Source organism: Mameliella sp. LZ-28 (genome assembly GCF_012274245.1).
GTDB lineage: Bacteria > Pseudomonadota > Alphaproteobacteria > Rhodobacterales > Rhodobacteraceae > Antarctobacter > Antarctobacter albus.
The window spans coordinates 393,217-418,307 of record NZ_JAANYX010000011.1 but is presented as its reverse complement, the minus strand read 5'-3'; the positions used below and the strand labels follow the sequence as shown (position 1 = coordinate 418,307).

Annotated in this window: 26 protein-coding genes; 11 read left to right on the top strand and 15 right to left on the bottom strand. The window is 64.5% G+C overall.

The features are described from left to right. Positions 1 to 100 precede the first annotated feature (100 nt). Positions 101 to 454: a PaaI family thioesterase gene (locus tag G9Q80_RS08665; protein WP_246870502.1), complete on the top strand. Its 354-nt coding sequence runs from the start codon at positions 101 to 103 to the stop codon at positions 452 to 454. Positions 455 to 560: 106 nt separating this feature from the next. On the opposite strand, the gene speE is transcribed toward G9Q80_RS08665, so the two are convergent. The 4 genes from speE to G9Q80_RS08645 form a co-directional block, all read right to left on the bottom strand. Then, positions 561 to 1,412: a polyamine aminopropyltransferase gene (gene speE / locus G9Q80_RS08660; RefSeq protein WP_074620515.1), complete on the bottom strand. Its 852-nt coding sequence runs from the start codon at positions 1,410 to 1,412 to the stop codon at positions 561 to 563. Positions 1,413 to 1,528: 116 nt separating this feature from the next. Continuing rightward, the gene (gene speD / locus G9Q80_RS08655) at positions 1,529 to 2,050 is read right to left on the bottom strand and encodes an adenosylmethionine decarboxylase (RefSeq protein WP_088714862.1); all 522 of its coding nucleotides are present in this window, start codon (positions 2,048 to 2,050) and stop codon (positions 1,529 to 1,531) included. Between the two features lie 201 nt (positions 2,051 to 2,251). Continuing rightward, positions 2,252 to 3,298, bottom strand: coding sequence for a TFIIB-type zinc ribbon-containing protein (locus G9Q80_RS08650; protein ID WP_133066389.1), 1,047 nt, complete (start codon positions 3,296 to 3,298; stop codon positions 2,252 to 2,254). Then, positions 3,295 to 3,618, bottom strand: coding sequence for a hypothetical protein (locus G9Q80_RS08645; RefSeq protein ID WP_043139097.1), 324 nt, complete (start codon positions 3,616 to 3,618; stop codon positions 3,295 to 3,297). Before G9Q80_RS08645 ends, G9Q80_RS08650 begins: the two co-directional genes overlap by 4 nt. 258 nt (positions 3,619 to 3,876) lie before the next feature. On the opposite strand from G9Q80_RS08645, the gene rplM reads away from it, so the two are divergent. From rplM to G9Q80_RS08625, 4 genes are all read left to right on the top strand, one after another. After that, positions 3,877 to 4,341: a 50S ribosomal protein L13 gene (gene rplM, locus G9Q80_RS08640; protein WP_043139095.1), complete on the top strand. Its 465-nt coding sequence runs from the start codon at positions 3,877 to 3,879 to the stop codon at positions 4,339 to 4,341. After that, entirely contained in the window at positions 4,341 to 4,829 is a 489-nt protein-coding gene (gene rpsI, locus G9Q80_RS08635) for a 30S ribosomal protein S9 (protein WP_043139093.1), read from the top strand. The genes rplM and rpsI overlap by 1 nt, the downstream gene beginning before the upstream one ends. A 78-nt stretch (positions 4,830 to 4,907) precedes the next feature. Continuing rightward, entirely contained in the window at positions 4,908 to 5,840 is a 933-nt protein-coding gene (locus tag G9Q80_RS08630; protein ID WP_088714860.1) for a hypothetical protein, read from the top strand. Next, positions 5,821 to 7,050: a glycosyltransferase gene (locus tag G9Q80_RS08625; RefSeq protein WP_332835990.1), complete on the top strand. Its 1,230-nt coding sequence runs from the start codon at positions 5,821 to 5,823 to the stop codon at positions 7,048 to 7,050. Before G9Q80_RS08630 ends, G9Q80_RS08625 begins: the two co-directional genes overlap by 20 nt. Here G9Q80_RS08625 and G9Q80_RS08620 read toward each other — a convergent pair. The 10 genes from G9Q80_RS08620 to G9Q80_RS08575 all read right to left on the bottom strand — a co-directional run bounded on the left by G9Q80_RS08620 (position 7,030) and on the right by G9Q80_RS08575 (position 16,737). Next, positions 7,030 to 7,650 carry a TetR/AcrR family transcriptional regulator gene (locus G9Q80_RS08620; RefSeq protein WP_088714858.1) on the bottom strand — a complete coding sequence of 207 codons (621 nt, stop codon included), beginning with the start codon at positions 7,648 to 7,650 and terminating at the stop codon, positions 7,030 to 7,032. The genes G9Q80_RS08625 and G9Q80_RS08620 overlap by 21 nt on opposite strands. Before the next feature lie 10 nt (positions 7,651 to 7,660). Beyond that, on the bottom strand, positions 7,661 to 8,530 hold the full coding sequence (ppk2, locus tag G9Q80_RS08615; protein WP_043139087.1) for a polyphosphate kinase 2: 870 nt from the start codon (positions 8,528 to 8,530) through the stop codon (positions 7,661 to 7,663). A gap of 133 nt (positions 8,531 to 8,663) precedes the next feature. Beyond that, a complete protein-coding gene (locus G9Q80_RS08610; RefSeq protein WP_133066388.1) occupies positions 8,664 to 9,254 on the bottom strand; it encodes a hypothetical protein in 591 nt (196 codons plus the stop codon). A 449-nt stretch (positions 9,255 to 9,703) separates the two neighbouring features. Next, a complete protein-coding gene (locus G9Q80_RS08605) occupies positions 9,704 to 10,195 on the bottom strand; it encodes a hypothetical protein (RefSeq protein WP_088714856.1) in 492 nt (163 codons plus the stop codon). Between the two features lie 54 nt (positions 10,196 to 10,249). Further along, on the bottom strand, positions 10,250 to 11,218 hold the full coding sequence (locus tag G9Q80_RS08600; protein ID WP_232788186.1) for an alpha/beta fold hydrolase: 969 nt from the start codon (positions 11,216 to 11,218) through the stop codon (positions 10,250 to 10,252). Between the two features lie 29 nt (positions 11,219 to 11,247). Beyond that, positions 11,248 to 12,183: a homoserine O-succinyltransferase gene (locus G9Q80_RS08595; RefSeq protein WP_069208365.1), complete on the bottom strand. Its 936-nt coding sequence runs from the start codon at positions 12,181 to 12,183 to the stop codon at positions 11,248 to 11,250. A 408-nt stretch (positions 12,184 to 12,591) separates the two neighbouring features. Further along, the gene (locus G9Q80_RS08590) at positions 12,592 to 13,452 is read right to left on the bottom strand and encodes a hypothetical protein (protein ID WP_043139076.1); all 861 of its coding nucleotides are present in this window, start codon (positions 13,450 to 13,452) and stop codon (positions 12,592 to 12,594) included. Between the two features lie 58 nt (positions 13,453 to 13,510). Then, positions 13,511 to 14,416 carry a DMT family transporter gene (locus G9Q80_RS08585; protein WP_043139074.1) on the bottom strand — a complete coding sequence of 302 codons (906 nt, stop codon included), beginning with the start codon at positions 14,414 to 14,416 and terminating at the stop codon, positions 13,511 to 13,513. A gap of 121 nt (positions 14,417 to 14,537) precedes the next feature. Next, positions 14,538 to 15,707 (bottom strand): OmpP1/FadL family transporter, encoded by a 1,170-nt coding sequence (locus G9Q80_RS08580; protein ID WP_043139071.1) that lies wholly within the window; start codon positions 15,705 to 15,707, stop codon positions 14,538 to 14,540. A gap of 166 nt (positions 15,708 to 15,873) precedes the next feature. Beyond that, on the bottom strand, positions 15,874 to 16,737 hold the full coding sequence (locus G9Q80_RS08575) for a DMT family transporter (RefSeq protein WP_088714855.1): 864 nt from the start codon (positions 16,735 to 16,737) through the stop codon (positions 15,874 to 15,876). Positions 16,738 to 16,911: 174 nt separating this feature from the next. Here G9Q80_RS08575 and G9Q80_RS08570 point away from each other — a divergent pair, with 174 nt between their 5' ends. Continuing rightward, positions 16,912 to 17,328: a VOC family protein gene (locus tag G9Q80_RS08570; RefSeq protein WP_088714854.1), complete on the top strand. Its 417-nt coding sequence runs from the start codon at positions 16,912 to 16,914 to the stop codon at positions 17,326 to 17,328. Between the two features lie 98 nt (positions 17,329 to 17,426). Here the strand turns inward: G9Q80_RS08570 and G9Q80_RS08565 are convergent, their stop codons facing one another. Next, positions 17,427 to 17,741 (bottom strand): DUF1476 domain-containing protein, encoded by a 315-nt coding sequence (locus G9Q80_RS08565; RefSeq protein ID WP_043139064.1) that lies wholly within the window; start codon positions 17,739 to 17,741, stop codon positions 17,427 to 17,429. A gap of 180 nt (positions 17,742 to 17,921) precedes the next feature. Here G9Q80_RS08565 and purC point away from each other — a divergent pair, with 180 nt between their 5' ends. From purC to G9Q80_RS08540, 5 genes are all read left to right on the top strand, one after another. Next, entirely contained in the window at positions 17,922 to 18,683 is a 762-nt protein-coding gene (purC, locus tag G9Q80_RS08560) for a phosphoribosylaminoimidazolesuccinocarboxamide synthase (protein WP_043139061.1), read from the top strand. After that, on the top strand, positions 18,683 to 19,018 hold the full coding sequence (locus tag G9Q80_RS08555) for a hypothetical protein (RefSeq protein WP_088669149.1): 336 nt from the start codon (positions 18,683 to 18,685) through the stop codon (positions 19,016 to 19,018). Before purC ends, G9Q80_RS08555 begins: the two co-directional genes overlap by 1 nt. A gap of 61 nt (positions 19,019 to 19,079) precedes the next feature. Then, on the top strand, positions 19,080 to 19,946 hold the full coding sequence (locus G9Q80_RS08550; RefSeq protein ID WP_133066387.1) for a trypsin-like serine peptidase: 867 nt from the start codon (positions 19,080 to 19,082) through the stop codon (positions 19,944 to 19,946). A gap of 89 nt (positions 19,947 to 20,035) precedes the next feature. Beyond that, positions 20,036 to 22,282 carry a trypsin-like serine peptidase gene (locus G9Q80_RS08545; protein WP_088714852.1) on the top strand — a complete coding sequence of 749 codons (2,247 nt, stop codon included), beginning with the start codon at positions 20,036 to 20,038 and terminating at the stop codon, positions 22,280 to 22,282. Between the two features lie 78 nt (positions 22,283 to 22,360). After that, positions 22,361 to 24,946 (top strand): trypsin-like peptidase domain-containing protein, encoded by a 2,586-nt coding sequence (locus tag G9Q80_RS08540; protein ID WP_088714851.1) that lies wholly within the window; start codon positions 22,361 to 22,363, stop codon positions 24,944 to 24,946. The last annotated feature ends 145 nt before the right edge of the window (positions 24,947 to 25,091 follow it).

Below are 25,091 nucleotides of genomic sequence, written 5' to 3'. Positions count from 1 at the left end.
ATTAGCTGCCGCCAGATCGGGAGGAAAGACGGTGACGCTGAAACTGAATGCCGCAGAGGTGAGTGAGTACCTGGAAGAGGTTTTTCCCCAGGTGGATGGCATGTTCGGGATCGACAGGCTGGACGAGGATCTGCTGGTCATGCGGCTTTACAACGATGAGCGGCACCTGCGGCCCGGCGGCACGGTGTCGGGCCCGGCGATGTTCAGCCTGGCGGATGTGGCGGCCTATGTGGCGACGCTGGCGCGAATCGGCAAACAGGCGCTGACGGTCACCACGCATTGCTCGATCGATTTCATGCGCAAACCCGCCGCCGGGGTCGACCTTCTGGCAGAGGCGCGGGTGCTGAAGCTGGGCCGCACGCTGTCGGTGACGGATGTGCTGCTTTACAGCGAGGGCGAGGCCAAGCCGCTGGCCCATGCCTCGCTGACCTATTCGATTCCACCAGCGCGGTGACGGGGCGCTTTCGGCTTCTTTGGTTTTCCAAATACCTCGGGGGGAGTCGCCCGCAGGGCGCGGGGGGCAGCGCCCCCCAACGATTTTTCTCAAAAATCGTTTCCCCTCAGGGCATCAGCTTCAGCACATAGCCGGGCAGGGCAAAGGCGGCCTTGTGCACTTCGGGCGTGTAGTAGTCGCAGGCGATGCCGGCGCTGGCGAAACGCTCTGTCAGGTCCTTGACCGTCACGCTGCGCGCCGCGCCATCGGTGCCCCAGCCAAAGGCCATCGGTCCGCCCGCGTAGGTGGGCACCGTCGCCATGTAACAGGTGGCATCCGCAAAGAGTGCCTGGAAGGCGCGCATGGTGTTGGTGAGTTCCTCGCCCTGCAGAAAGGGTACGCCATTCTGCGTGACAAGAACTCCGCCCGGGGCCAGTGCGCGTTTCGCATGGCCGTAGAAGGTATCGGTGAAAAGGACTTCTCCGGGACCGATGGGGTCGGTGCTGTCGACGATGATCACGTCATAGCCGCCCTGGGTGACCTTCATGAACTCGGCCCCGTCCGCGATCACCAGGTCCAGCCTTTCATCCTCGAAGGCGCCCTGGGACAGCATCGGCAGGTATTGCTTGGAGAATTCGACCACACCTGCGTCGATCTCGACCATCGTGACCTGTTCGACGCCGGCGTGTTTCAGCACCTCGCGCGCCATGCCGCCATCGCCGCCGCCGACGATGCAGACCCGTTTCGCCGCGCCATGGGCCAGGATCGGGACGTGGGTCAGCATCTCGTGGTAGATGAAATTGTCGCCCTCGGTCGTCTGCACCACGTCGTCCAGCGTCAGCATCCGGCCAAAGGTGCCGTTCTGAAAGACGCGCAGGCGCTGGTGGTCGGTTTCGCTGTCGTACAGCAGCTCGTCGACGGTAAAGCTCTGGGCGTAGTGGCCGTGCAGCGCTTCGCGCATCCAGGTCTTGTCGGTCATCGGGTCGGTCTCCTTGCGGCATGCGGGCGGCAGGATAGCCGCGCCGCGTGTCATCTCAACGGGGGACATGAAAAAAGGGCGGCCGGGGCCGCCCTTTGCCATGCGGTCAGGTCGCGTCAGGCCGCGATACCGGCCTCGGCCACCACGCCTTCGCCGCGCTTGAGCTCCTTGACGCGCACGTCGGCGGTCGAGAAGGCGCGGCCCAGAACGTCGACGGCCTTCCACGGTTCGGCATCGCCGCACATGAAGACGTCGAAGGCGCCGTAGCCGATTTCCGGCCAGGTGTGGACCGAGATATGGCTTTCGGCCAGCACCGCCACGCCGCTCACGCCCTGGGGCGAAAACTTGTGCGTGTGGATGTGCAGCAGTGTCGCGCCGCAGGTCTCGACGCAGTCGCGAAAGGCCTGCTGGATGCGCGCCTCGTCGTCCAGGCCCTCGCCGTCGACCACCTCGATGATGAGATGGGTGCCCGCGAAGACGCTGCCGTCGCGGCGGATGAAGTGATCGTCGCGGGTTTCGTCAAAGACGTCGCGCGGCAACACGGATTGATTAGCGGGGGCCAGACCCCGGGTGGTGTCTTCCTCTTGGGCGCCTGTCTCCAGACCGTACCCCAGTTGGAAGAGGTTGATGTCCTTCATGACATGCCTCCTTCAAGCCAGCAGTGCGTTCCAGTCGGTCCCTTAGCGCCCCCCGAAGACACATGAGCCCAGCACGAGGGCTGGGCGTCCGGGTTGGGATCGGGTCCGAAAGTGAGGCCCACCTAAGAGCCTGCCCCGAGTCGTTCAAGAGAAAATTGCTGCAAGCGCGAGAAAAACCGCCATGCGGTCCGGGCAAAGCGGTCAGGGCGCGGCGCCGATCCCCCAGAGCAGGCCGAAGGCGATCACCGTCAGGCTGGCCAGGGCGGCGTATCCCGTCAGTTTCCAGCGGCAGAAGGGGCGTTCGCCGAAGGTGCGCCCGTCGAGACCGGAGACGACCACCTTCATCGGCGTGTCGTTCCAGCGGTAGTGCAGGATCCAGACCGGCAGCAGGATGCGGCGATAGCGGATGCCCGAGGTGTCGGCGTTGAAGCCGATATTGGACACCCGGCTCTTGTTGATATGGCCCTTGATCCGGTTGCGGATCAGCAGCCGCTTGTCCGCCTCGTTGGCGGACAGACCCTCGGCCACGCTCTGGTGGTGGCGTTCTGCGGCGAACCCGGCGAGGTATCCGGCGCGGTAGGGGCGCAGGCGGCGCGGGTCGAAATGATGCAGGATGCCGTCACGGATCAGCGGCGTCACATGCGGGCTGGCGGGCATCAGGAGATCGTCGAAATCCACCGTCATGCTGCCGCTGGTGCGCCGGGTGCGGCGGTTCTTGCCGCTGCCGGTGGTGTAGCTGGCCCAGTAGTCGACCGCCTCGGTGCTGTCGAAGGTCCAGAACCGGGCGTAAAGCCCTGCGACACGGCCCTTTTCCACGGTTGCGGCCAGGCCTTTTGGGGCCGCGAGCCGCCCGCGCACCCAGTCCAGCGCATGTTTCTGCGCATCCTTTTCCGGAACCCGAAAGGGGATCAGCGCGGTGGTGCGATAGCCCGTGTCGGCCGAGGACAGCACCACGGCGCCGTCGCAATAGGGGCAGCGGTCCGACAGGGCGGCCCCGGTGAACACCACCTCGCCGCCGCAGGTTTCGCAGCGATGCGCACGGCTGTCGGGCAGGTCCGGCGGCAGGGTTTCGGGCGTGTCCGCGTGATAGTCCGTCTCGGCGCTGGCGGCCCCGTCCCAGGGCGTTTCCAGCGTCCGGGTGTCGCCGCAACTGGTGCAGGCCAGCGCCTGCGCGGCGGGATCGTAGAGACACTGGCCGCCGCAGTTCGGGCAGCGCAGTTCTGACTGGTCGGTGTCGATCATGTTCATGAATCGGCGTCCGAGAGTGCGCTGGCGATATGCAGCAGGATTTCAAGACGCAGCCAGGACCGCGCGATGGCCCCGTCGAGATCGCCCGAGGCGCCCCAGTCACCGATGATCGTGGCGAAAAACCAGGTGGCCATTGCCCAGATCGCGATCCAGGACCATCCCGCGATGGTGCGCAGGAAGCCGGCCGATCCCTGTTTCAGCTCGTGCTTGGCCTCGTAGACGTGGACCAGCTTGCGCATGGCCCCGGCGCCGACGGCGGTCGAGACCGCAAGCAGGGCGAGGCCGGAGAGGAGTGGACCGAGGAAGGAGAGTGGTTGCATCGGGGGTCATGTCGTTGTTCGGGCGCAGACTGCATGGCGGTCCGGTGCATCGCAAGGCGGTTTTCCCTGACCTTGTGCAGGGCTGGAGTAGCGTCGAAATTTGGGGTATTTTGATACCGTAATTGTAATGGATTGATTTTACTTGTTTATTTTTGCATCGGTGCGCTTGACTGGGAAAATCGCCTGCGTATAACGGCGCAATCGAATTCAGGGCCGGGGCTTTGCCTCGGCTTTCTCACTCGAAACGGACCGATACATATGAAAACCTACTCTGCAACTCCGGCAGACATCGACAAGAAATGGATCGTGATCGACGCCGAAGGCCTCGTTCTGGGCCGTCTCGCCTCGATCGTCGCCATGCGGCTGCGCGGCAAGCACAAGCCTTCTTTCACCCCGCACATGGACTGTGGTGACAATGTCATCATCGTGAACGCGGACAAGGTGCAGCTGACCGGCAAGAAGCGCGAAGAGAACTTCTACTGGCACACCGGGCACCCCGGCGGGATCAAGTCGCGCACCAAGGCGCAGATCCTTGAAGGCGCCCACCCCGAGCGCGTCGTCTTCCAGGCCGTCAAGCGCATGCTGCCGGGCAACCGCCTGTCGCGCAAGGTGCTGACCAACCTGCGCATCTACGCCGGCGCCGAGCATCCGCACGAAGCCCAGAACCCCGAGGTTCTGGACGTGAAATCGAAGAACTCCAAGAACACCCGGGTGACGAAATAATGGCTGATCAGATCAACTCTCTGGAAGAGCTGGGCGCAGCAGCCGGCGTCGAGGACGTCGTCGTCGCCGAGGAAGCCCCGCGTGAGCCGGTCCGTGATGAACTGGGCCGCTCCTATGCCACCGGCAAGCGGAAGGACGCGGTTGCCCGCGTCTGGATCAAGCCGGGCTCCGGCAAGGTCACCGTCAACGGCAAGGAAATGGACAAGTACTTTGCCCGTCCGGTGCTGCAGCTGATCCTGCGCCAGCCGTTCCAGGTGGCCGGTGTCGAAGGCGAATTCGACGTCTATGCCACCGTCAAGGGCGGCGGCCTGACCGGCCAGGCCGGCGCGGTCAAGCACGGTGTCTCGAAGGCGCTGCAGCTTTACGACCCCTCGCTGCGCGGCCCGCTCAAGGCGGCCGGCTTCCTGACCCGCGACAGCCGTGTCGTCGAGCGTAAGAAGTTCGGTAAGCGCAAGGCGCGTCGTTCGTTCCAGTTCTCGAAGCGCTGACGCGACAGACATATCTGTCTGCTCAGGACACGGGCGAGCCGACTCGCCCGTGTTTTTTCTTGGCCGCAGGGCAATGACATGAAGAAACCCACCAGACTGTATTTTGTCTATTGGGAACCCACCGCCACCGTTGGCAGCACCGTGATGCGGGCGTTTCAGCTTTCCGAGATTGTCAACAGATTTTGCGGCGACGAGATCGAAGCCAGGCTGATGCCATTGCCCCGACGCAAATACAAAGGGCACCGGCATCTTTGGGCGGCGACCCGGCCGCGCGACGCAATCTATTTTGTCAGCAAGGCGGCTCTGCGACGGCTGACGCCGCCTTTGGCCGCGCTGCTGCGCAGGCGTGCCCGTTCGCTGTGGTATGACCATGTCGATGAGCCGATGGAGAGCCTCAACCGGATCGGCGCCGATGTGCATATCTGCTGTTCGGTGCACCAGCACGATCTGTTGTCCCGGCAACTGAACCAAGATCCGGAGTTTACCGGCCAGGCGCGGCTGATCCTGCACAATACCGATCTGCGGCTGGAAGGGCGGGCGCCTGCCCAGCAAGACAGTTTTGCCGCGCTCTATCTGGGCGATCCGGTGAATTCGGCCATCCCGCCGCAACTGCAGCCGGAAATTGCGGTCGAAAGCGTCAAGACCACGGCAGAGTTCGATGCCGCGCTGGACAGGGTCTCGCGGTTCAACCTGCATTTCAATCACCGGGCCGACCGCGGGGGGCATTCCAGCTCGATCAAGCCGTTTGTCAAAGGCTTTACCGCGGCGGCCCTGGGTGCCAATATTCTGACCCAGCGGTCGACCACCGATGCAGAGCATTTCCTCGGCGCCGATTATCCCTATTACAGCGAGGGCCCTGGCGGCGTTGAAGCCGCCTTTGCCCGTGCGCGTGACGGCTTTGGCGGACCTGAATGGCGTGAGGCCCGCGACCGCATGCGCTGCATGCGGGACCAGACCCGCCCGGAACGCATCGCGGCGCAGGTGCGGGACCTTGTACGAGAATGCTCGTGATGTCTCGTTTCGCGGGGGTGGGCGTGGTTTCAAAGATCCATCGGAGAAACCGACTATGAAAGCCTGTATCGTCGTTGGAGAGTACTTCAAGTCCTCCGAGACCTTCGTCAACCGCCACATTGACCTGTTATTCGGCGGGCAGACCTGCGTTGTGGCCGCCAAGACCAACAACCTGGGGCCCCGGACCGAAGGCATCTTCGATATTGCTGGGACGCGGCGGTCGGCGCTGGATGCGGTTCTGCGCCCATTTTTGGTGGCCTGGAACGGCGCGCGCTATGGTACCGGGCGGGTTCCGGTGGCAGGGACGCGGCGCGCCCTGTTGGATTTTTTGCGGGCCGAGAGGCCGGATGTCATCCTTTCGGAATTCGGCACGCAGGGCGTTATGATCGCGCCGATTGCCAATGAACTTGGCATTCCGGTGTTCTGTTACTTCCGGGGCAAGGATGCCTCGGTCACGATCCAGACGGCAAAGGGCCAGCGGGCCTATCGATTGATGATGCCGCGTCTGGACGGGATCTTTGCCGTGAGCCAGTTCCTGCTGGATAACCTGGCCTCGGTCGGGGTGCACCACGACAACGCGCATGTGATCCCCTCGGGGGTCGATGTGCGCCGCTTTGTGCCGGGGCAAAAGCGGCCGCGCAGTCTGATTGGGATCGGGCGCTTTGTGGAAAAGAAACATCCCCTGTTGACGATCCGCGCTTTTGCCAAGGCGGCGGTGGAAGTGCCCGAGGCCCGGTTGACCATGATCGGCGATGGGGATTTGCTGAATACAGCCAGAGACTTGGTGGTGGATCTCAATCTGGAGGACAAGGTGTCCCTGCCGGGCGCCATGCCGCATGAGCAGGTGCGGGCGCATCTGGAAAATGCCGAAATCTATGTGCAGCATTCGGTGACGGCACGGGATGGTAACACCGAGGGGCTGCCGACCTCGATCCAGGAAGCCATGGCCGCCGGATGTATTGTGGTCTCGACCGACCATGCGGGAATCCCCGAGGCCGTGACGCCGGGTGTCACCGGCTATCTGGTGCCCGAGCACGATGAAGAGGGTTTTGCCGCGGCTATGGCACAGGCCCTGTCGCAATCCCCGGAAAACCGCGCGGCGATGTCGGCGGCGGCCCGGCAGGCCGCAGTGGAGAGGTTCGACAATGCGGCGCTTTTGAGCCGTCTCGAAGAGACAATTGTCCATTCCCTAGCTGTCCGGCGGCAATAACCCCAGCCCGCGCAGGTAGACGCCAATGCCCGATTCCAGCAGGTCCTCGGGCGGGAAAGGGGCCTGGCTGCCGGGCGAGTTGCGGGCGTAGAGCTCGACCACCCCGTGGCTGAGCGCCCAGATATGGGCCGAAAACATCGCCGGAGGCGGACGTTTTTCGGGCGGGATATGCTGTGACAGTTTCTCGGCCGCGGTTTCCAGCACCGCGCGGGCCCGGGCCGAGGCCATCGCCAGTTCCGGCGAGTGGTTGACCGACACCCCGGATTCGAACATCGCGATGTAATGGCCGGGGTACTTGCGGGCGAAGGCCAGGTAGGCGCGGCCCGTTGCCTCGAAGGCGGCCAGCGCCGATGGTTGCCCCTTGTCATAGGCGTATTGCATGACATCGGCGAAGATCTCGTAGCCCTGGCGCGCGGCCTCGGCGATCAGGTCCTCGCGCCCGGAAAAATGCCGGTAGACCGCCGCCGGGGTGACACCCGCCTGTTTCGCCGCCTCCGAGAGCGTGAAGCCCGAGGGGCCTTTCTCCTCGATCAGCTTCAGCGCGGCCTCGACCAGCGCCTGGCGCAGGTTGCCGTGATGGTATCCGCGTTTCTTGACCATGTCCGGCCCGTCAGGCCTCCCAGATCTCCGGCCCGCCGAGAATCCTGGAATCCGTCGCGCCGAGGGCTTTCACGTCCTTGCGCGCATAGTCCAGGTGGGTCAGCACATGCCGGATCGCGGCCAGCCGGGCGCGTTTCTTGTCGTCCGAGCGCACCACCGTCCAGGGCGCGGTGGCGGTGTGGCTGCGGGTCAGGGTTTCCTGGATGGCGGCGGAATAGGCGTCCCAGCGGGCCAGCCCCTCGACGTCGATGCGGCTGAGCTTCCACTGTTTCAGGGGGTCGTTCTCGCGTTTCATGAAGCGGCGCAGCTGTTCGGCGCGGCCCACGTTCAGCCAGAACTTGAAAACATGGATGCCCTCGTCCACCAGCATCTTTTCGAAGGCGGGGACCTGGGTGAAGAAGTGCTCGCGCTGTGCGTTGTTGCAGAAGCCGAAGACATGTTCGACCACGCCCCGGTTGTACCAGGACCGGTCGAAGAAGACGATTTCGCCCGCCGCCGGAAGATGGTCGATGTAGCGCTGGAAATACCACTGGGTCTGTTCGCGGTCGGACGGCGTGCCAAGCGCCACGACACGGGCGCCGCGCGGGTTGAGGTTCATCCGGAAGCGTTTGATCGTGCCGCCCTTGCCGGCGGCATCGCGCCCTTCGAAGACCAGTGCAAGACGGGCACCGGTTTCCTTGGCCCAGGCCTGCATCTTGACCAGCTCGATCTGCAGGCGCTCCATCTCCTTGTCGTAGGCCTTGCGCTTCATCTCCTCGGAATAGGGATAGCCGGTGTCGAGGATGTCGTCCTTGTCGGCGCGGCTGATCGCCTCGCGCACGGGCTTGGGGGCGTCATGCTCGAAGTAGCTGGAAATGGCGCCGTCGAAGGGGAGCGTCATGGAGGGCCTCGCGCGTCTAAGTGACCGGCACTATGGGATGTTAAGAGGATTAACGCAAACCGTTCGGACAGCGACTTCGGAACTCTTTCCAATGTGCTGTTTCGCTGCGTGTCCCAGGTCAAACAGGTTTCGCTCAGGCAGGGCAGGACGGGGGTCCGATGTGGCAGGCGATGCTTTCGAGAACGCGTAGGTAGGCATCAAGCGCTGCGTCGACATAGGTTTGGCCCAGCAAGTAAAGACCGTAACAGAGGATAAGTGGGACCAGAAGGCAGGCGGTCCAGTAGAGGCCGATCAGCAGTGGGGCCGCGGCGGCGGGCAGGGCGTCGGGGTCGTCGATCATTCCGTAAAGGGCACGGCGCGCAGGGATGGTCAGCCATGACCCGAGGCTGAACGTGGCAACCGCCGCGTGCAGGACAGTGGGCAGGATGGTGGAGAACATCATCAGGTAGAGCCAAAGGTAATCGTCAGGGGCAAGCCGGATGCCGTGGAAGAGCGGAACCAGGGGATAGAGCGGTACGTCGGCCCATTGATTGATGCTGGCAATCATCACCACCAGCGTGGCGCCAAGCGCAAGAAAGAGGAGGGTGGCGACCGCGAGGTCGCAAAAGCCGGTCAGAAGGGCGATACGCGGCTTTCGTACGCCAGCCCGCAGCAGTGAAAGTGTGACTGAATAGGAGACGTAGTCGAAGACGGCGTTCACCAATGGCAACAGACCGAGAAACAAGTATGCAACACGTTTCCAATCTTCAGTTTTAGCCCAAGAATTTAACGCTACGATGCCAAGCAAGATAAAAAACATCGACGAAGTGTGGGCGATATGGATCGCGTTGCCAGTGCCAATTCTAGTTGTCCTTTCGATGAATTCTCCGATACGGATTGAAAATATAACTGCGGCGACTACAATCCCGAGCGCTATGGCCGTTCCGACTGAGCTCGAGATTCCGGCCGCCGTTGCGACAGAGGCCGTTAGCACGATTGCACCTGACATTGCGATTCCGTCGCCAACAATTAATTTTCTGAAATGCGGGGAGGAGGGTCTGTAATCGTACTCGTCAGCTGTTATGACGGCTAGCAGAAATACAGAGAGTGTTATTCCGCCTAAGACGGTGAGTGCGACAGTGCCGGCAATCGGGAACGAAGTTGTAACCAAAACTAAGAGCGCGCCTGCAATAATCAGCCATAACAAGAACTGCCAAAAGTACCTTTTTTTACGGCTGATGAGCAAATCAACAATGCCAAAATTGATAGCCCCAGATATCCACCGACAACTAATTGTTGCCAGACCGTCTCGGGTCGTGGAAGCACCTCGACTCCTCCCAAGAACGCCGCTTTGCCGCGATAGACCCAAAGGAAAAGCGGAATCCCGATCGGATAGATCACTGCGATCAAAAGTGCTTTGCTATAAAGCTGCCAGTCGCGCGGCCATCGGGCGACGCGGATCGTCATTCTTCGGTAGAGCGCGCCGATGCGGCGGGGCGCAAACAGGCGCTTTAACTGCGGGCGGCGGCGCGCGTCTTCGATCCAGAAAGCGGCAATCAGCGTTGCCGAAAGCCAGAGAACCAGCCCTGCGGCCACGGCATACAGTTTTGCCGCCGTCAGGATCGCGGACAATGCACCCAGAAACAGGCCGTAACCCGTCAGTTTCTCGCGTAATCCAATCGCCATTCTGCCCGTCCCGCAAGTTGAGTGACACGCGGAATGGGTCGTGCCGTCAAGCCCTTATCGCAGACCGGCGCGGCCTGCGGCGCGGCGCACGGCCTCGATCACGGCGCCGGGGCGGGCGTGCTGGGGCATGTGGCCGACACCTTCCAAGGGGGTGACGCGGGCATCGGGCAAGAGCTTGTCGGCGGCGACGCTGTGGATTTCATAGCCCACGGTGGTGTCGGCGGTGCCATGCACCAGCTCGACGGGAATCGTCATCTGCGGATAACGTCTGGACATCTCGACAAGGGCGGGGCGCAGGGCGGCGACCTGGCGGCCATTGGCGCGGATCGTCTCTCGCCGCAGGCTGAGGCCGGGGCCGATGTGGTCGAGGTAGCCCTCTGGCACACCCTGGGGCGCAAAGATGCCCGCCACCGCCTGCCGGGCGCGGTCTTCGGAGTAGTAGGCGGTCACGAATTGCGGCACGACGGCGCCACCCAGCGGGTTGCCCAGCACCTGGTATTGGCTGTCGAGCGATCCGGGCCAGGGCATGATCGCGCCGCCCAGGCTGACGACTGCGGCGGCATCCTGGTCCAGCCCCCAGGCCATCGCCACCGCCCCGCCAAAGGAATGGCCGACCACCACGGGCCGCCTGATCCCCAGCTTAGCCGCCGCCGCCGCCAGCGCGGCAGCCTGGTCCTGCGGGGTTTCCGCGCGCGCATTGAAGGCGCCCTGAAAGCGCGCCTCGCGCGTGGTGTAGCCCAGCCCGGGACGGTCGAAGGCGGTCACGCGATAGTCGCGCGCCAGCCGGTCGACCAGTTGAAAGGTGAAATCGCGCAGGTTGCCGCTGGCGCCATGCAGCAGCACCACGTCCGGGCCGCGGCCTTTCTGGACATAGTGGACCCGCAGGCCATCGACCTCGACGAACCGGCCCACGGGGGGCCAGCGTGTCTCTGCCTCGCGCTCCATGCGGTCGGCACGCATCTGCGTGACGGCGCAGCCGCCCAGCAGGGAAAGAAGAAGAACGGCACCCAGGATACGTAACACCTTTTACTCCGTGACGGACCGGACCCCTGTCAGGCTTGGACAGGGGCCTTTCCGATCAAGGATAGGTCGAAAGGCGTCGACTGGTAGATCTGGTTGATCCAGTTTCCGTAAAGAAGATGCGCATGGCTGCGCCAGCGGTTCTGCGGCGGTTTCGACGGATCATCGTCCGGGTAGTAGTTGGCCGGCACGTTGATCGGGTTCCCCGCCGCGACATCGCGGTCGTATTCTTCCTTGAGAGTGCCGCTGTCGTATTCGAGATGGTTGAAGATATAGAGCGCCCGGTGGCACGGATCCTCGACCAGGCAGGGACCGGTTTCCTCGGAGTCGATCAGGATCGGCAGGCCGGCGGCCGTCACCTCGTCACGGTGAATTTCCGTCCAGCGCGACACCGGGATCACCATGTCGTCGGAGAACCCGCGCAAGTAGGGCGAGGCCGGTTCCAGGTTGCGGTGCCGCACCGCGCCGAAGGCCTTGGCCTCGAGCATGTGTTTCTTCACGCCGTGGAAATGATTGATCATCGCCATCCCGCCCCAGCAGACGCCGAAGGTGGAATGCACATGGGTCTGGGTCCAGTCGAAGACCTGGCGCAGTTCGTCCCAGTAGGTGACCTCGTCGAAGGGCAGGTGTTCGATCGGCGCGCCGGTGATGATCAGCCCGTCGAACTTCTCGCCGGAGGCGGCCACCTCGGTGAAGGGGCGATAGAAGGTCTCCATGTGCTCGGCGGCGGTGTTCTTGGTCTGGTGCTCGGACATGCGGATCAGGCTGAACTCGATCTGCAGCGGCGTGGCCCCGATCAGGCGGGCAAACTGGTTTTCCGTCTGGATCTTCTTGGGCATCAGGTTGAGCAGACCGATGCGCAGCGGGCGGATGTCCTGCCGGGCTGCCTGTTCCTCGGTCATGACCATGACACCCTCACGCGTGAGCACGTCGAAGGCGGGCAGGTCGGAGGGCAGCTTGATGGGCATCGGTCGGGTCCTTTCACGGCGCGGAGGCCTAGATAGGGGATCGGCTGTCATGGGGCAAGCAGGAGAAACGGGCCACCCGCACGGTTCCGGGCCAATTGGCCGGGGCGGAGCCGGGGCAGCGGTGAAAATCGGGGATGAGGCGGGGGGGAAGGGTCGCGTCAGGGCGGCCCTGTGCCGGCCGCATGCGTCCCTGCCCGGATCTCGGGTCCGCCCCTGCGGGCGCCGGCGCGACGATGGGGCCGCGCCCCGGTCTGCCCGCCGGTCTTTCCGAATGTGAACCACGATGTTCGCATATGCGCCCGACACTATGTGTCGGGGCCAGGCCTAGCAACAGCCCGGGGCGGATCGGGCAAAGATAATACCGGTGACGTCCATTTCTTGTGCAGGCGACCGTTCGGGGACCGGGCGTCAGCCCTGCGGCAGGGCGGCGGCGATCAGCTCGATGAAATCGGCCTGGTCGCGGACCTGCGCCATGTCCGTGGCCTCGACCGTCACGCCCCATTTTTCTGCCATCGCCTCGTAGAGCGGCTGGCGGTGGGCCAGCGCCTGGGCATAGGTCCAGCGGATGAAGGTGTCGGGGTCGACCTGCTGTTCGGTCAGGCCGAATTCGTCCAGGTAGCGCGCCCAGGCATCTTCGAGGAAGGCGGGCTGGTAGGCCATCGGCTTGGGCGCCCGGTCGAAGCGGCGGATCAGTTCTTCGGTATGGGCCTCGCTGCCCTTGATCCAGACCATCAGGGCCTGCTGGCTGAGCGCGGTCAGGATCTCGTCCTCGGGGTCGGCAGGATCGACCCATTCGCAGATGCTGCCGCCGGTGTCGCAGATGAAATGCGGGTAGCCATAGAGATCCTCGGCCCGCCATATGAAATACTCGGTGTCCAGCAGGGCCTGGCGTTCGGCGCGTTCGAATTGCGACTGGCGCAGGCGGTAGGTGTCCATCGTCAACCCGCCAAGTTCCGGGTTGCCGGGCTTGCCGAGGTAGGTCGAGACGGGCGTGAGGTTGTCGAAGGAGATGTTGGAGCCGATGTAGATCGAATCCGTCAGCAGCAGCTTGCGCAGGAAGGGCACCTGCATGGCGTGGCGCTTGGCGTTGTCGGCGATGTATTCACCCATGTAGCGGGTGCCGATGCGGTAATCGATGGAATAGTGGAACCAGCCGCCTTCCTCGCGCAGAAGGTTCGACACATGGGTCTTGCCGAGGCCCGACATGGCATAAAGCACAACGCGTTTGCGGGGCGCATCGCGCCAGGCCTGGGCAGTGGGGTAGAGCATCGCGGATCGCATCCCGTTAAGTCGGTTTGGACCGGATTACGCGGGCCGTGCGCCCGCGTCAAACCCTGACCGCCGTCCGGAACAACCGCCCATCCAGAACGCACAGGCCAAGAGCAAGCAGCGCCAGCCCCGCGTAGGCGCCCGGGTGCAGGTCCTCGGCGCGGACGAGGGCGCCAAGTGCGATGGCCGTGGGCGGGATCAGCAGCGTGACCAGCATCAGGTTGCCCGCACCCGCCATCGCAAGCACGCGGTAATACAGCAGGTAGGCCAGCGCGGTGGCGATCAGCGCGTAGTAGAGAATGCCGATCCAGGTGGCAGAGGACAGCGCGAGGCTGGGCAACCCCTCGGTCATCAGGGTCAGCGGCGCCATGACCAGCGTCGAGGAGGTCAGCATTCCGGCGGCGGCGGCCAGGGGCGCCAGCCCGCGCAGGTGGACGCGCGCCCAGGCCCCCGCACAGGCATAGGAGAACGTTCCGGCAATCACCGCAAGCTGCGCGGTCGAGGTCAGGTCGAGGCTCAGCAGCGCCGCCGGGCCGATCGCCGTCACCACGCCCGCGAACCCCAGGGTGACACCCAGCGCCTTGCGCGTGGTCAGCCGCTCGTCGGCAAAGACCGCCGCGGCCACCAGCACCCCGAAGATCGCCGTCGTCGCATTGAGGATCGAGGTCAGGCCCGAGGGGATGTGCAACTGGCCCCAGGCCATCAGGGTGAAGGGGATCACGTTGTTGAGCACCCCCATGACCAGCAGGCCGCGCCATGTGCGCCAGCCACGTGGCAGGGCGATCCCGCGCCAGAGGATCACCGGCCAGAGCACAAGCGCCGCGATACCGGTGCGAAAGAGGACGGAGGTCAGCGGTCCGATCTCGTCCAGCGCGGTGCGGATGGCAAGAAAGGAACCGCCCCAGATCAGGCCCAGCAGGATCAGCTCAGCCCAGGCGCGGGGGGAAAGGGAGGTCTGTGTCATGGTTCCGGAGTAATCCCGAGAGGCTCACTGCGCGATCCGGAACCTGCGCATTGGACCGCGCCAGACGAAAAACCCGGGGCCGCTGACAGCCCCGGGTCAATCCGTCCGGTCAGGTGCAGGATCAGAAGTTGACCGCGATCTTCATGCCCACGCCGATGGCGTGGTTGTCGTCAAAGGAGGTCGCGGGCGAGAAGGGGCCGACCTCGGTTTCCGCTTCGCCGATGCGGACATACCGCACGCCGCCGGAAATCTCGTACTTGCCCTGGGTATAGGCGGCGCCGAGTCCGACGCTCCAGTTGCCGTTGGTCGGTCCGAGGTTCGAGGCGAAATTGCTGTTTGCCGGCTCGTAGCCGACCGAGACGGAACCGGCCCAGTTCTCGTTGAAGCGGCGGCCGACGCCGAGGTTGTAGGTGATCGTGTCATCCTGGTAGGAGACAAGCGCAACCCCCGGGCCGCCGGCCAGCGCGCCGGTCAGGGCGTCGTAATCGGTGGGGCGGATTTCGAACTCGCTCCAGTCGACCCAGCGGACAGAGCCGAAGAGCAGCGTGTCCGGGGCGATGCCGGTCTGGAATTCCAGGTTCACCGATTGCGGCGTCTTGATCCCGGTGGTCGAGCTGTTGGCGAGGCCGATGGCCGAGCTTTCGACCGTCGGCAGATCGTGCTGGATCCCCGAGTTGTAGGTCAGCGCGACGCGCAGCGCGATGTCGGGCCGTTCATAGGCGGCCCCCAGCAGGTAGCCCCACCCCGCGTCGCGCTGGGTATCCGCGCTATAGGGGGTGCCGGCCAGCGGTCCGACGGGCAGCGTGATGTAGGGAATGAAGGCCTCGGCGGTGAGGCGCTGGTAGCGGACGCCGCCATGCACGCTGAAGTTCTCGTTGAACTTGTACCGCGCGACGGCGGTCAGGCCTTCGGACTGCAGCTTGGCGGTGGCGCTAGAGGCGAAGTAGCCGGTGCCGGTGTCGTATTCCACGTCGGCGCCGAAGGGCTGTTCAAGGATCAGGGCGACCGAGAACTTGTCGTTGTAGTCGTGTTTCAGCGCGGCGCCGAACTGCAGGTAGCTGTTCGTCATGTCGCCGGACTTGCTGCCCGCCGTCGAGCCGCCCAGTGCCGGGGGAAAGGTGACGACCTGCATGCCGGACACGTTCGGCGAAACCGAGCCAAAGCTGAACTCGGCATAAGTGCCTTTTTCGAAGATCACCCCGATCGATTGGCCCGAACGGTCGATGCCGCCGGCTTGCGCCGCCAGCGGTGCCAGCGCCAGCGCGCCCACCCCTATAAGTCGATTTATCATTTTGTCCCTCTATCCCTGAGTGTGGGAAGTCTCCTGTGGATAAGCTATTGAGGGGTTAACGAAACGGTCAATCTGTGACGAAACGTCAGCAACCGTGTCCGCAACGCAACGTCACGAAATTGTAACACCTTGCGCGGGGCGGCGTTGGTCCCGGAAAAGGCCCTGTTTACCGGGTCTTGCGCGTTTCGAACCAGATGTTCGCGTAGTTGGCGCCGAAGATGACCAGCGCGCCCAGCAGGACCAGCGGGTCCAGCGCCTCGGCGTAGACCAGCATCCCGACCAGCGCGATCACCGGCAGGCGGGCAAAGTCGATGGGCATGACCACCGTCGCAGGCGCCAGCGAGAGCGCCGTGGTCAGGCAGAAATGCGCAACTAGCCCGGCAAAGGCGATCAGCACCACCCAGGGCAGGCTGTCGGCGGCGGGCAGGGCGATGTCGCCGTCGATGCCCGCGCAGACGAGACCGAAAGCCGCCTGCATGACGGTCAGCCAGAAGAGGATGCAGGTGATCCGCTCGGTTCGGGTCAGCAGCCGGGTAAAGACCGCAGAGCCGGCAAAGCCGATGGCCGCCAGCGCGGCGGTGAGCTGGCCGATATCGGCTGTCTCGGGCGAGGGGCGGGTGACGATCAGGATGCCGATGAAGCCGAGGATCGCAGCGCCCACGCGGTTCGGCGTCAGCCTTTCGCCCAGGATCAGCGCGCTCAGCAGCATGACCCAGAAGGGCGAGGTGAATTCAAGCGCGAAGACCTGCGCCAAGGGGATCGCGGTGATCGAGAAGAACCAGAGGTTCTGGCCGGAAAAGTGGAAGAGGTTGCGCAGCAGGTGGGTGCGCATGTTGCGGGTCGTGATGTGGGACAGGGTGCCCGCCATACCTGCCACGGACAGCACGATCGCGATGCCGATGAGCGACCGGTACAGCATGATCTCGAAGGTATCGAGATCGAGGCTGACCGCGCGCCCGGCGATGGCCATGACGGTGAAAGAGGCGATGGCCCCTGTCATCCAGAGGCAGCCGCGCAAGGTGTCGTGCATTGAGGGGGGTCCCGTTCCGTATCTGCCGCGCATCTGTGCAGAGCGGCGCGGAAATGTCCAGACCGGCGGGGTGGTGCGGACGGAACGGGGTATATTGTCCCGCCCCCGACCCTGGCCTACAACAAGGCGGACAGCGACGGCGACTGACCAAATGTCCGGAAAGAAGAGCCAGTAATGATTGCCTATGTCACGGTGGGGACGGATAATATCGCGCGTTCCAAACGGTTTTATTCCGCCTTCCTGCCCGCCCTGGGCTATGACCTGGCCGAGGGGCCGGAAGGGTTGAGCTATTGCCTGCCCGTGCAGGCGGGCCAGCCTGTCGCCCTGCCTGATTTCTACGTCAAGCCGACCTTCGATGGGGGGCCGGCAACGGCCGGAAACGGATCCATGATCGCCTTCGAGGCGGGCAGTCAAAAACAGGTGCGGGACCTCCATGCCGCCGCGCTTGACGCGGGCGGGACCGACGAAGGCCAGCCCGGCTTTCGGGCGTCATATGGGCCGAACTTCTATGTGGGCTACCTGCGCGACCCTCAGGGCAACAAGATTGCCCTGTTCTCCAGCGACCCGAAAGAACCGGGCCGGGACGGCTAAAAACGGGACGGTTGGAACGAGTGGGGCGCGGCGACGCTTGCCCACAAAAAAGGCCAGCCGCGTGGCGGCTGGCCCGGCAATGTCCCTGCAAGAAACCCTCAGGCCTCTTTCATGATCTGGTCCTTGGCCATGACCAGCAGCGCCGCGCGCTTGGAGCGGATCTCGTCCGCGGTGGCCTTGTCGCCCAGGTCGCCCGCGACCTTGCGCACCACGTCCTCGTGGCCGGCTTCCTCGAAATCGGCCTTGATGACCTCGACGGCATAGGCATCGGCGTCAGAGCCGGTCTTGCCCAGCAGTTCGGCCGCCCAGAGCCCCAGAAGCTTGTTGGCGCGGGCCTCGGCCTTGAACTTCATTTCCTCGTCGTGGGCATACTTGTTCTCGAACGCGTTTTCGCGATCGTCGAAGGTGGTCATGAGCGCGGCTCCCTCGGCAACGTGACTTTCCCTTGGATATGCCGCTCCGGGGCGCGCGGTGCAAGGGGCAGAAGCGCCGCAGCCCGCGCCCGACTTGCAGCATGACGGGCTCTGTAATAAGGAAAACGCCACCGCGCCCGGATTCTCCTTGCGCGGTCTATCCGTTTGGAAAGGGCCCCGATGGCACGGCGCAAGAAAATCTACGAAGGCAAGGCGAAGATCCTGTATGAAGGCCCCGAACCGGGCACCATCGTGCAATATTTCAAGGATGACGCCACCGCTTTCAACGCCGAGAAGAAGGACGTGATCGAAGGCAAGGGGGTGCTGAACAACCGCCTGTCCGAGTTCTTCATGACCGGGCTGAACGGCATCGGTGTCCCGACCCATTTCATCAAGCGGCTGAACATGCGCGAACAACTGGTCCGCGCCTGCGAGATCGTGCCGCTGGAAATCATCGTGCGCAACTATGCCGCCGGGTCGATGTCCAAGCGCCTCGGGATCGAGGAGGGCACAGCCCTGCCGCGTCCGATCGTCGAATACTGCTACAAGGACGACAAGCTGGGTGATCCGCTTGTGACAGAGGAACATATCGCCGCCTTCGGCTGGGCCAGCCAGCAGGACATGGACGATATCGTGGCGCTGGCGCTGCGCGTGAACGATTACCTGTCGGGCCTGATGTATGGCGTCGGCATCCGGCTGGTGGACTTCAAGATCGAGGTCGGCCGGGTCTATGACGGCGATTACCAGCGCCTGATCGTGGCGGACGAGATCTCGCCCGACAGCTGCCGGTTGTGGGACATCGAGTCCGGCCAGAAGCTGGACAAGGACGTGTTCCGGCATGACCTGGGCAACCTCGCGGATGCCTATACCGAGGTGGCGCGCCGCCTGGGCGTGATGCCGAAATCCGCGACACATATGGCAAAGCCCAAGCTCATCAACTGATGTTCGGCCTGTTCCGCAAGCGAAAGGCTCCCAACCAGGCGCGCAACGACGCATTGAGGGCAGAGCTTGCGGCGCGGGGCGATGACGGAACCGGGGTGCGGCGCGTGGTGCATCGCGCCACGCCCAGCCCGGCGGGCGACATCAACGCCACGGTGGTTCAGGATTTCCTGGCCATCAAGGGATTCAAACTCACCGAAGCCGAGGGCGGTGGTTTTGCCTTTGCCGAGGACCGTACCGTGGCGGGCGAGGATTTCGATGTCCATACCGACGCGCTGGACAAGGCGCTGGCCGGGTGGCGCTGGCGCTATGAGGGCTGGAGCTGTCCGGGCGCGTGACGTCGTCCTTGACGGATGGTGTTTCTCGCAGCACATCTGCCTGGCCAATGTGTACGGATCAATGATGTTCAGAACGGTTGCAGTTGTTTTCGCCCTGGCGGTCCTGATGCTTGGTCTGCCGGTGCCTGCGGCGCAGGCGCAGCCGTTCGAAGGCGATCCCCTGGCCTTTGGCCGCATTGTCCAGCCGGTTCCGGTGCGGTCGGTCAGGGTCGGTGCCGCGGGGACGCGGGACATGAACGAGCCGCTGTCGGCCTTTGCCGACACAAGCCCGATGCGCATGGCCGCCCGGTCCGTCGGGCGGCTGGATGTCCTTTACGCCAGCAATGGCAACAAGGTCCGTCACTGCACCGCCGTCATCGTGGACGAGGCGTTTGTGCTGACCTCCGACCTCTGCCTGCCCGTCGAGGGAGGCATCGTGGCCATGACGCTGGTGATGGGCTTTGATGACGGTGAGATGCCCTCCGTGGCGCAGGTCTACACTGTCGATCACCGTCCGATCGAGATCGACCGAGAGACGGGTTACGCACTCTTGCACGTTTTTGGCGCGCCGTCGCTGCGTTTTGGCGCTGTCCGGTTCGCGTTGCGCCCGGTTCTGGGCGCGCAGCCGATGTGGATGATCGGCCATCCGGTGGCAGGACCGCTGCGGATCGCGCGCCTTGGATGTGCGGCGACCGACCCAGCCATGAACCAGGACGGCCTGCTGGGCCATCGCTGCGACACCCTGCCGGGAACCTCGGGCGCGCCGCTCTTCGATATTTCGGGCCCGATCGCGGTTTCTGCCTTGCACCGTTCGGGGAACGGGCCCGAGGGAGACGCCGTGGCGGTGCCCATCGCGCGGATCATCGAGGCCAGCCCGCGGATTGCCCGGATCGCCCGGGATCAGCTAAGGACCTGCCAGCCGGGGCCGGGCGACGACTGCCTGCCCTAGGTATGCAACGGGGTGGTGGAAAACCCACCCTTGGTCTTTGACCCGTGTCGGCCTAGCCTAGGGGAAACCTCAATCTAAGCGAGGTCCCCGTGATCCGACGCTGTGCCCTTGTTGTTTCCCTACTTTGTGCCGCGCCCCTCGCGGCCCAGCCCGTCGAATTCGACCCTGCCGATTTCGGCAAGGTCATCCTGGCGCCGAGGCAATCCGCCGGTGGCGGCGGCCTGACCTTTGAACAGGCCTTTGGCGACTACCAGAACGAGCCGATCCTGACCTATGGCGAAAACAGCCTGCCGCGTCGCCTGGGCCGGCCCGTGGGGCGGCTGGATGTCCTGTATGACAACGGCAAGACCGGTGTCTGCACCGCCTTCATCGTGGATGCGCAACATATCCTGACCAACAACCACTGCATCCCCGGCGTCGGGGGCGTTGGGGTCGAGGCGGCGCAGTTCGTCGCCGGTTTCGTGGACGGGGCACAGGCGCGCGGGGCGGAAAAATTCCAGGTCTCGACCAGGCCGGTCGAGACCAGCGTGCCGCTGGACTATTCCGTTCTGCGCGTCTTTGGCGATCCCTCGGCCCGCTTTGGCAAGGTCGACCTGGCCGTCGAGGCGCCCGAGGACGCGGAGCTGCTCTGGATCATCGGCCATCCGCAGGGGCAGGCGCAGCATATCAGCCGCGAGGGCTGTGCCGCCGACGATCCGGCCGTGTCGCCAGAAGGCAAGCTGGTGCACAGTTGTGACACGCTGGGCGGCAACTCCGGCTCGCCGGTCTTTCGGATCACCGACCGCAAGGTCGTGGCGCTGCATCATGCGGGCGACAATCGGACGGGCTACAATTTTGCCATCCCGATGGCGCGTATCCTTGCCGAAAGCGCGGTGCTGAAGGCGGCGGTGCCGGTGGCGCCCGTTCCAAAGGCGCCGCAGGTGGATGCCCGTTGCGAAGCGATGCTGGAGGCCGCACCGGACTATGGATGCGCGGGCTACGAGACCTTTCTTGAAACCTGCGAGGCCCATCCGCTGGCGGCAATGGTGTCGCGTCACGCGGATCGGGTCTGCGAGCTGGAGGCGGCAGAGGACGCGCGCCGTCTTGCCGCCGTACCGGAAGAGAAGGCGCCCGGCGCCCCTGCGGCGGCCAAACCGCCGATTGAAGAAACTGCGCGCGACGATGCACCGCCTGCCGACCCGGATGCGCCGGCGCCGGTGGACCCGGCGGTGGAAATCGTCGACCTCGACGCGCTGTCTCGGGATGAGTTGGAAGACTGGGCCAGAAAGACGGGACGCGAGATCGAAGACGTGCTTGACGATACCGGCTGGGCCCGGGCCGATGCGATCAACGCGAAAATCCTGACCGAGATGTTCGCCGAGGCGATGGACGAAAACCCCCTTGCTGCGCCCGCACGCGCGGCCGTCGCGCCCCATGTGGCGAAGATCCTGGAGATCCATGCCAAGGTCGAGGAGATCTACGGGGCGCGTGACCTGGAGGACAAGAGGATCCTGGCGCGGGTGCGGGGCGACCTTGCCGTCATTCGCGAAGGCACAGAGGCCGCCGCGCGCGAGGCGGCGGCGGACTTGCTGGCGAAACTCCAGCTTTACAAGACTGAGAGAGATCGGCTGTCGCCGCTGGCGACGGAAGCAAAAGAACAGCGGGAAGCGGCGATGAAAGCCTTGTCCGCCACGCTGATCGAGCCCGATCCCGGCCCGCTGGCCGGGTTGCAGTTTGTGATGCGCGAGCGCACCACGTTTTTCACCGAGGACGAGTTGGATGACTCCAGCGCCCTGGATGTCGCCTATCACTTTCTGCCCGCACCAGATGGGCATGTGGCCTATTTGTGGTGCGAGGAGGGCAACAGCAAATGCCAGGGTTTTGTGCAACGCGATGGGTTCAAGTTCGTCGCAGCCGACTATTCCGCGAGTGGTTTGGAACCGGGAAAGGGCGCAACCGCGGCGGACATCCTGAATGACCGCGCCGCCTCGAAAGTTGAAACTACGGAAGAGACGGGCGGTCCGTTCTACCCGATGCGCAACGGCAAGCGCATGACATGGACCGAAAACTGGGACTGGGACACCGATCCTGAACCAGAGGCTATCTATCGCATGTCCGTCGTGCAGCGGTGCTGCGAAATCTATGCCACGTCGAACTCCGGGCGGCGGTTGGTCTGGGGAATCGAATACACTTTTGAAACCGACAACCTGCAGGCAAGCTATACCGATTGGTTTGATCCGGGTCTGGGCTGGGTCATCAGTTCAAGAGGCGGGCAGGTCCAGACAGGCACGAGCAAGGGCGAACGCAGCAGAACGATCAACAAGACCCTGAGACGGGTCATTTCGCGCCCGGATTGAGGCCAGAGATTCCGGACTTGGCGACAGGGGGTGACGGAGCGTAACCTTTGCGCACCCTTTTTCCGACGAGGCCACAAAATGCGCCATTCCGTCCTGAGTGTCTTTCTGACCGCCATGCTCGCCGCGCCGCTCGCCGCGCAGCCGGTGGAATTCGATCCCGCGGATTTCGGCAAGATCGTCGTGGCAAAACGCCAGTCGGCGGGCACGGGGTTCGTGTTGGAACAGGCCTTTGGCGACTACCAGAACGAGCCTGTCATCTCTTACGGCGAGAAAAGCATCGCGCGCCGCCTAGGCCGTCCTGTGGGGCGTCTCGACGTGCTCTACAAGAACGGCAAGACCGGCTATTGCACCGCCTTCATCGTCGACACGCAGCACCTTGTGACCAACAATCACTGTATCCCGGGCATTGACGGCACGGGCGTGCAAGCGGCGCAGTTCGTCGCGGGCTATGTCGATGCCGCCAAGCCCGACACGGCCGAGAAATTCCAGGTGGGGCTGGAGCCGCTTGAGACCAGCGCCGCGCTGGATTACTCGGTCCTGCGTGTCTTCGGGGATCCCTCGGCGCGCTATGGTACCGTCGAACTGGCCGATGCCGATCCCGATCCGTCGGAATTCCTATGGATCATCGGCCACCCGCAGGGGCAGGCCCAGCACATCAGCCGCGAGGGCTGTGCCGCGGGCGATCCGCCGGTCTCGACCGAGGGCAAGGTGGTCCATACCTGCGACACGCTGGGGGGCAACTCGGGCTCTCCCGTGTTCCGGATTTCCGACCGGCAGGTGGTGGCGCTGCACCACGCGGGCGACAACCGCACCGGGTTCAACTTTGCCATTCCGATGACCCGCATTCTCAAGGAAAGTGCGATCCTCAAGGCCGCCGCTCCGGCCCGTCCGCCGGAGCCGCCCAAGGGGCAGGGTGCCTGCGAGGTTCTCTGGACAGCGGCGGAACAGCATGGATGCCTCGGCTACCAGACCTTCCTGGCCCAGTGTGGGGAGCACCCGCTTGCGCCGCTGGCGCAGGGGCTGGCAGACCGGACCTGCAAGTTGGCCGAGGAAACAGACCCCGACCCGGTCGATACAGACAAGGCCGATGCCCTGAAGGCCCGCATCGACGAGGCCCTGCGCACCGCCGAATTGCAGCGGGCCGAGATATCGCGCGAGGTCAGCGCCGCCGAACGCGCGGTGCTGAGCCTTGAAGGCACGGTGAACCGGGCCCGCGCCCGTGCCGGTGACGCCGAGTCCTCCTTCGATCCGGGCAGCGCCGAGGTGTCGGCGCTTTGGGACCGGATCACGCAGCGCCTGCGCACCCCGCTGACCGAGGCGCAGGAACGCGCCCGCGTGATGCCGACGCTGCTCAGCTCGATCGACCGGGAACTTGACGTGCTGCGCGGCGCCACGACCGAGGCCGAGATAGAGTCCGTCCTGAAACGAACCGCCACCCTGGCAGAGTCCAGCCGCGAGCGGCTGGCCTTTGTCTCATCTCGCAAGAGCGAGGCTGAAACCCTGTTCAAGGATGGAGAGTTGCGCGCCGTGGCCATGCTGAAGGACGCGGTGCAGGATCAACGCTCTGCCGCGCTGCGCCGCACGATCGACCAGGCGCTGATCAAGGCCAACGATGCCCGCCGGGCGATGACCGTGGATCATGAAGAGGCCAAGGAACTGCTGGCTGTCTACGAGGCCCTCGTGAACCGGGCCAAGACGCAGGCCGCCACCGCCCGCCGGTCCGGCGGTCCCGGCGATGCCGAGGCGGCCGATGCCTGGGAAAGCCTCGGGCGCGGGCTGGCCGGTGACACGCTGCGGGTGAAATCCCGCGTCGAGGGCATGGAGCGATTTGGCCGCGCCATCGGCAGCGGGCTGGAGACCATCCGCAAGGCCGGCACCGAGACTGAGGTCCGCCAGGCGCTGGCGCGTATCGAAAGCACGGCAGGGCTGGCTGACGACTGGCTTTCGGTGGTCGAGGCGCATCTCGCGGACGCCCGCGAACAGTTCGCCGTGACCGAGGTCCGTGTCGCGGCACTGCGGCTGGAGGCCGAAGAGGCCGCCGCCCGCCCGCCGATCGTCGTCCGCTGCCTGGAGGTTTCCATGCCCGTGTTCGCGGTCGAGGGGATCACCGGCGTGTCGCGCGAGGATTTCGACGCCGATGCGGCGGAACTGGCCTGCAGCGCGGCGCGCAAGGTCAGCGACGATCCTGCGGTGCACTACGGCTATGCCCGGGCGATGATCACCAAGAAGCGCTATGGCGAGGCGCTTCCGATCCTGCAGAACCCGCGCATGTCCGGCTTCATGCCCGCGCGCTATTCGCTGGGGGTGGCCTATAACAGCGGGCTGGGTGTCCGGAAGGACTTTGACCGGGCGCTTGCCATCTACCGCGAGACCGCGGCGGCGGGCCTCCCGCAGGGCAAGTTCTCGCTGGGGGTTTACTACAGCCTTGGCCGTGCGGTGCGTGCGGACCACGTCCAGGCGGCGCGCTATCTGGTCGAGTCCATCGCCGACGGCTATGCCCATCCGATCACCCAGCTGCACAAGCTGCCCAATGCCACCACGCGAGAGATCCAGCGAGAGCTGGTGCGGCGCGGCTACCTGGGGGCAGGGCAGGTGGACGGAGCCTTTGGCCCGACCACGCGCGGCGCGCTGGAGCGGCTTCAGAAGGCGTCCGGGCGCGGGTGATCACGCAGGCGTGACCGGGACGATTGCAGCGGCGCGATGCGCCGCTGTTTCGTCTTTTGAAACACAGTGATCGTTGCCCGAATCCCCCTGATAGAGGGCGCTGGCGCCACGTCAGGCAAGGAATTCTTTACTTGGCGGCAGGGTC

Excerpts from the sequence above, each read along its gene's own strand:
- G9Q80_RS08665 (WP_246870502.1), top strand. The coding sequence starts at position 101 with ATGTTCGGGATCGACAGGCTGGACGAGGATCTGCTGGTCATGCGGCTT.
- speE (WP_074620515.1), bottom strand. The coding sequence starts at position 1,412 with ATGACCGACAAGACCTGGATGCGCGAAGCGCTGCACGGCCACTACGCC.
- speD (WP_088714862.1), bottom strand. The coding sequence starts at position 2,050 with ATGAAGGACATCAACCTCTTCCAACTGGGGTACGGTCTGGAGACAGGC.
- G9Q80_RS08650 (WP_133066389.1), bottom strand. The coding sequence starts at position 3,298 with ATGAACATGATCGACACCGACCAGTCAGAACTGCGCTGCCCGAACTGC.
- G9Q80_RS08645 (WP_043139097.1), bottom strand. The coding sequence starts at position 3,618 with ATGCAACCACTCTCCTTCCTCGGTCCACTCCTCTCCGGCCTCGCCCTG.
- rplM (WP_043139095.1), top strand. The coding sequence starts at position 3,877 with ATGAAAACCTACTCTGCAACTCCGGCAGACATCGACAAGAAATGGATC.
- rpsI (WP_043139093.1), top strand. The coding sequence starts at position 4,341 with ATGGCTGATCAGATCAACTCTCTGGAAGAGCTGGGCGCAGCAGCCGGC.
- G9Q80_RS08630 (WP_088714860.1), top strand. The coding sequence starts at position 4,908 with ATGAAGAAACCCACCAGACTGTATTTTGTCTATTGGGAACCCACCGCC.
- G9Q80_RS08620 (WP_088714858.1), bottom strand. The coding sequence starts at position 7,650 with ATGGTCAAGAAACGCGGATACCATCACGGCAACCTGCGCCAGGCGCTG.
- ppk2 (WP_043139087.1), bottom strand. The coding sequence starts at position 8,530 with ATGACGCTCCCCTTCGACGGCGCCATTTCCAGCTACTTCGAGCATGAC.
- G9Q80_RS08605 (WP_088714856.1), bottom strand. The coding sequence starts at position 10,195 with ATGGCGATTGGATTACGCGAGAAACTGACGGGTTACGGCCTGTTTCTG.
- G9Q80_RS08595 (WP_069208365.1), bottom strand. The coding sequence starts at position 12,183 with ATGCCCATCAAGCTGCCCTCCGACCTGCCCGCCTTCGACGTGCTCACG.
- G9Q80_RS08590 (WP_043139076.1), bottom strand. The coding sequence starts at position 13,452 with ATGCTCTACCCCACTGCCCAGGCCTGGCGCGATGCGCCCCGCAAACGC.
- G9Q80_RS08585 (WP_043139074.1), bottom strand. The coding sequence starts at position 14,416 with ATGACACAGACCTCCCTTTCCCCCCGCGCCTGGGCTGAGCTGATCCTG.
- G9Q80_RS08580 (WP_043139071.1), bottom strand. The coding sequence starts at position 15,707 with ATGATAAATCGACTTATAGGGGTGGGCGCGCTGGCGCTGGCACCGCTG.
- G9Q80_RS08575 (WP_088714855.1), bottom strand. The coding sequence starts at position 16,737 with ATGCACGACACCTTGCGCGGCTGCCTCTGGATGACAGGGGCCATCGCC.
- G9Q80_RS08570 (WP_088714854.1), top strand. The coding sequence starts at position 16,912 with ATGATTGCCTATGTCACGGTGGGGACGGATAATATCGCGCGTTCCAAA.
- G9Q80_RS08565 (WP_043139064.1), bottom strand. The coding sequence starts at position 17,741 with ATGACCACCTTCGACGATCGCGAAAACGCGTTCGAGAACAAGTATGCC.
- purC (WP_043139061.1), top strand. The coding sequence starts at position 17,922 with ATGGCACGGCGCAAGAAAATCTACGAAGGCAAGGCGAAGATCCTGTAT.
- G9Q80_RS08555 (WP_088669149.1), top strand. The coding sequence starts at position 18,683 with ATGTTCGGCCTGTTCCGCAAGCGAAAGGCTCCCAACCAGGCGCGCAAC.
- G9Q80_RS08550 (WP_133066387.1), top strand. The coding sequence starts at position 19,080 with ATGATGTTCAGAACGGTTGCAGTTGTTTTCGCCCTGGCGGTCCTGATG.
- G9Q80_RS08540 (WP_088714851.1), top strand. The coding sequence starts at position 22,361 with ATGCGCCATTCCGTCCTGAGTGTCTTTCTGACCGCCATGCTCGCCGCG.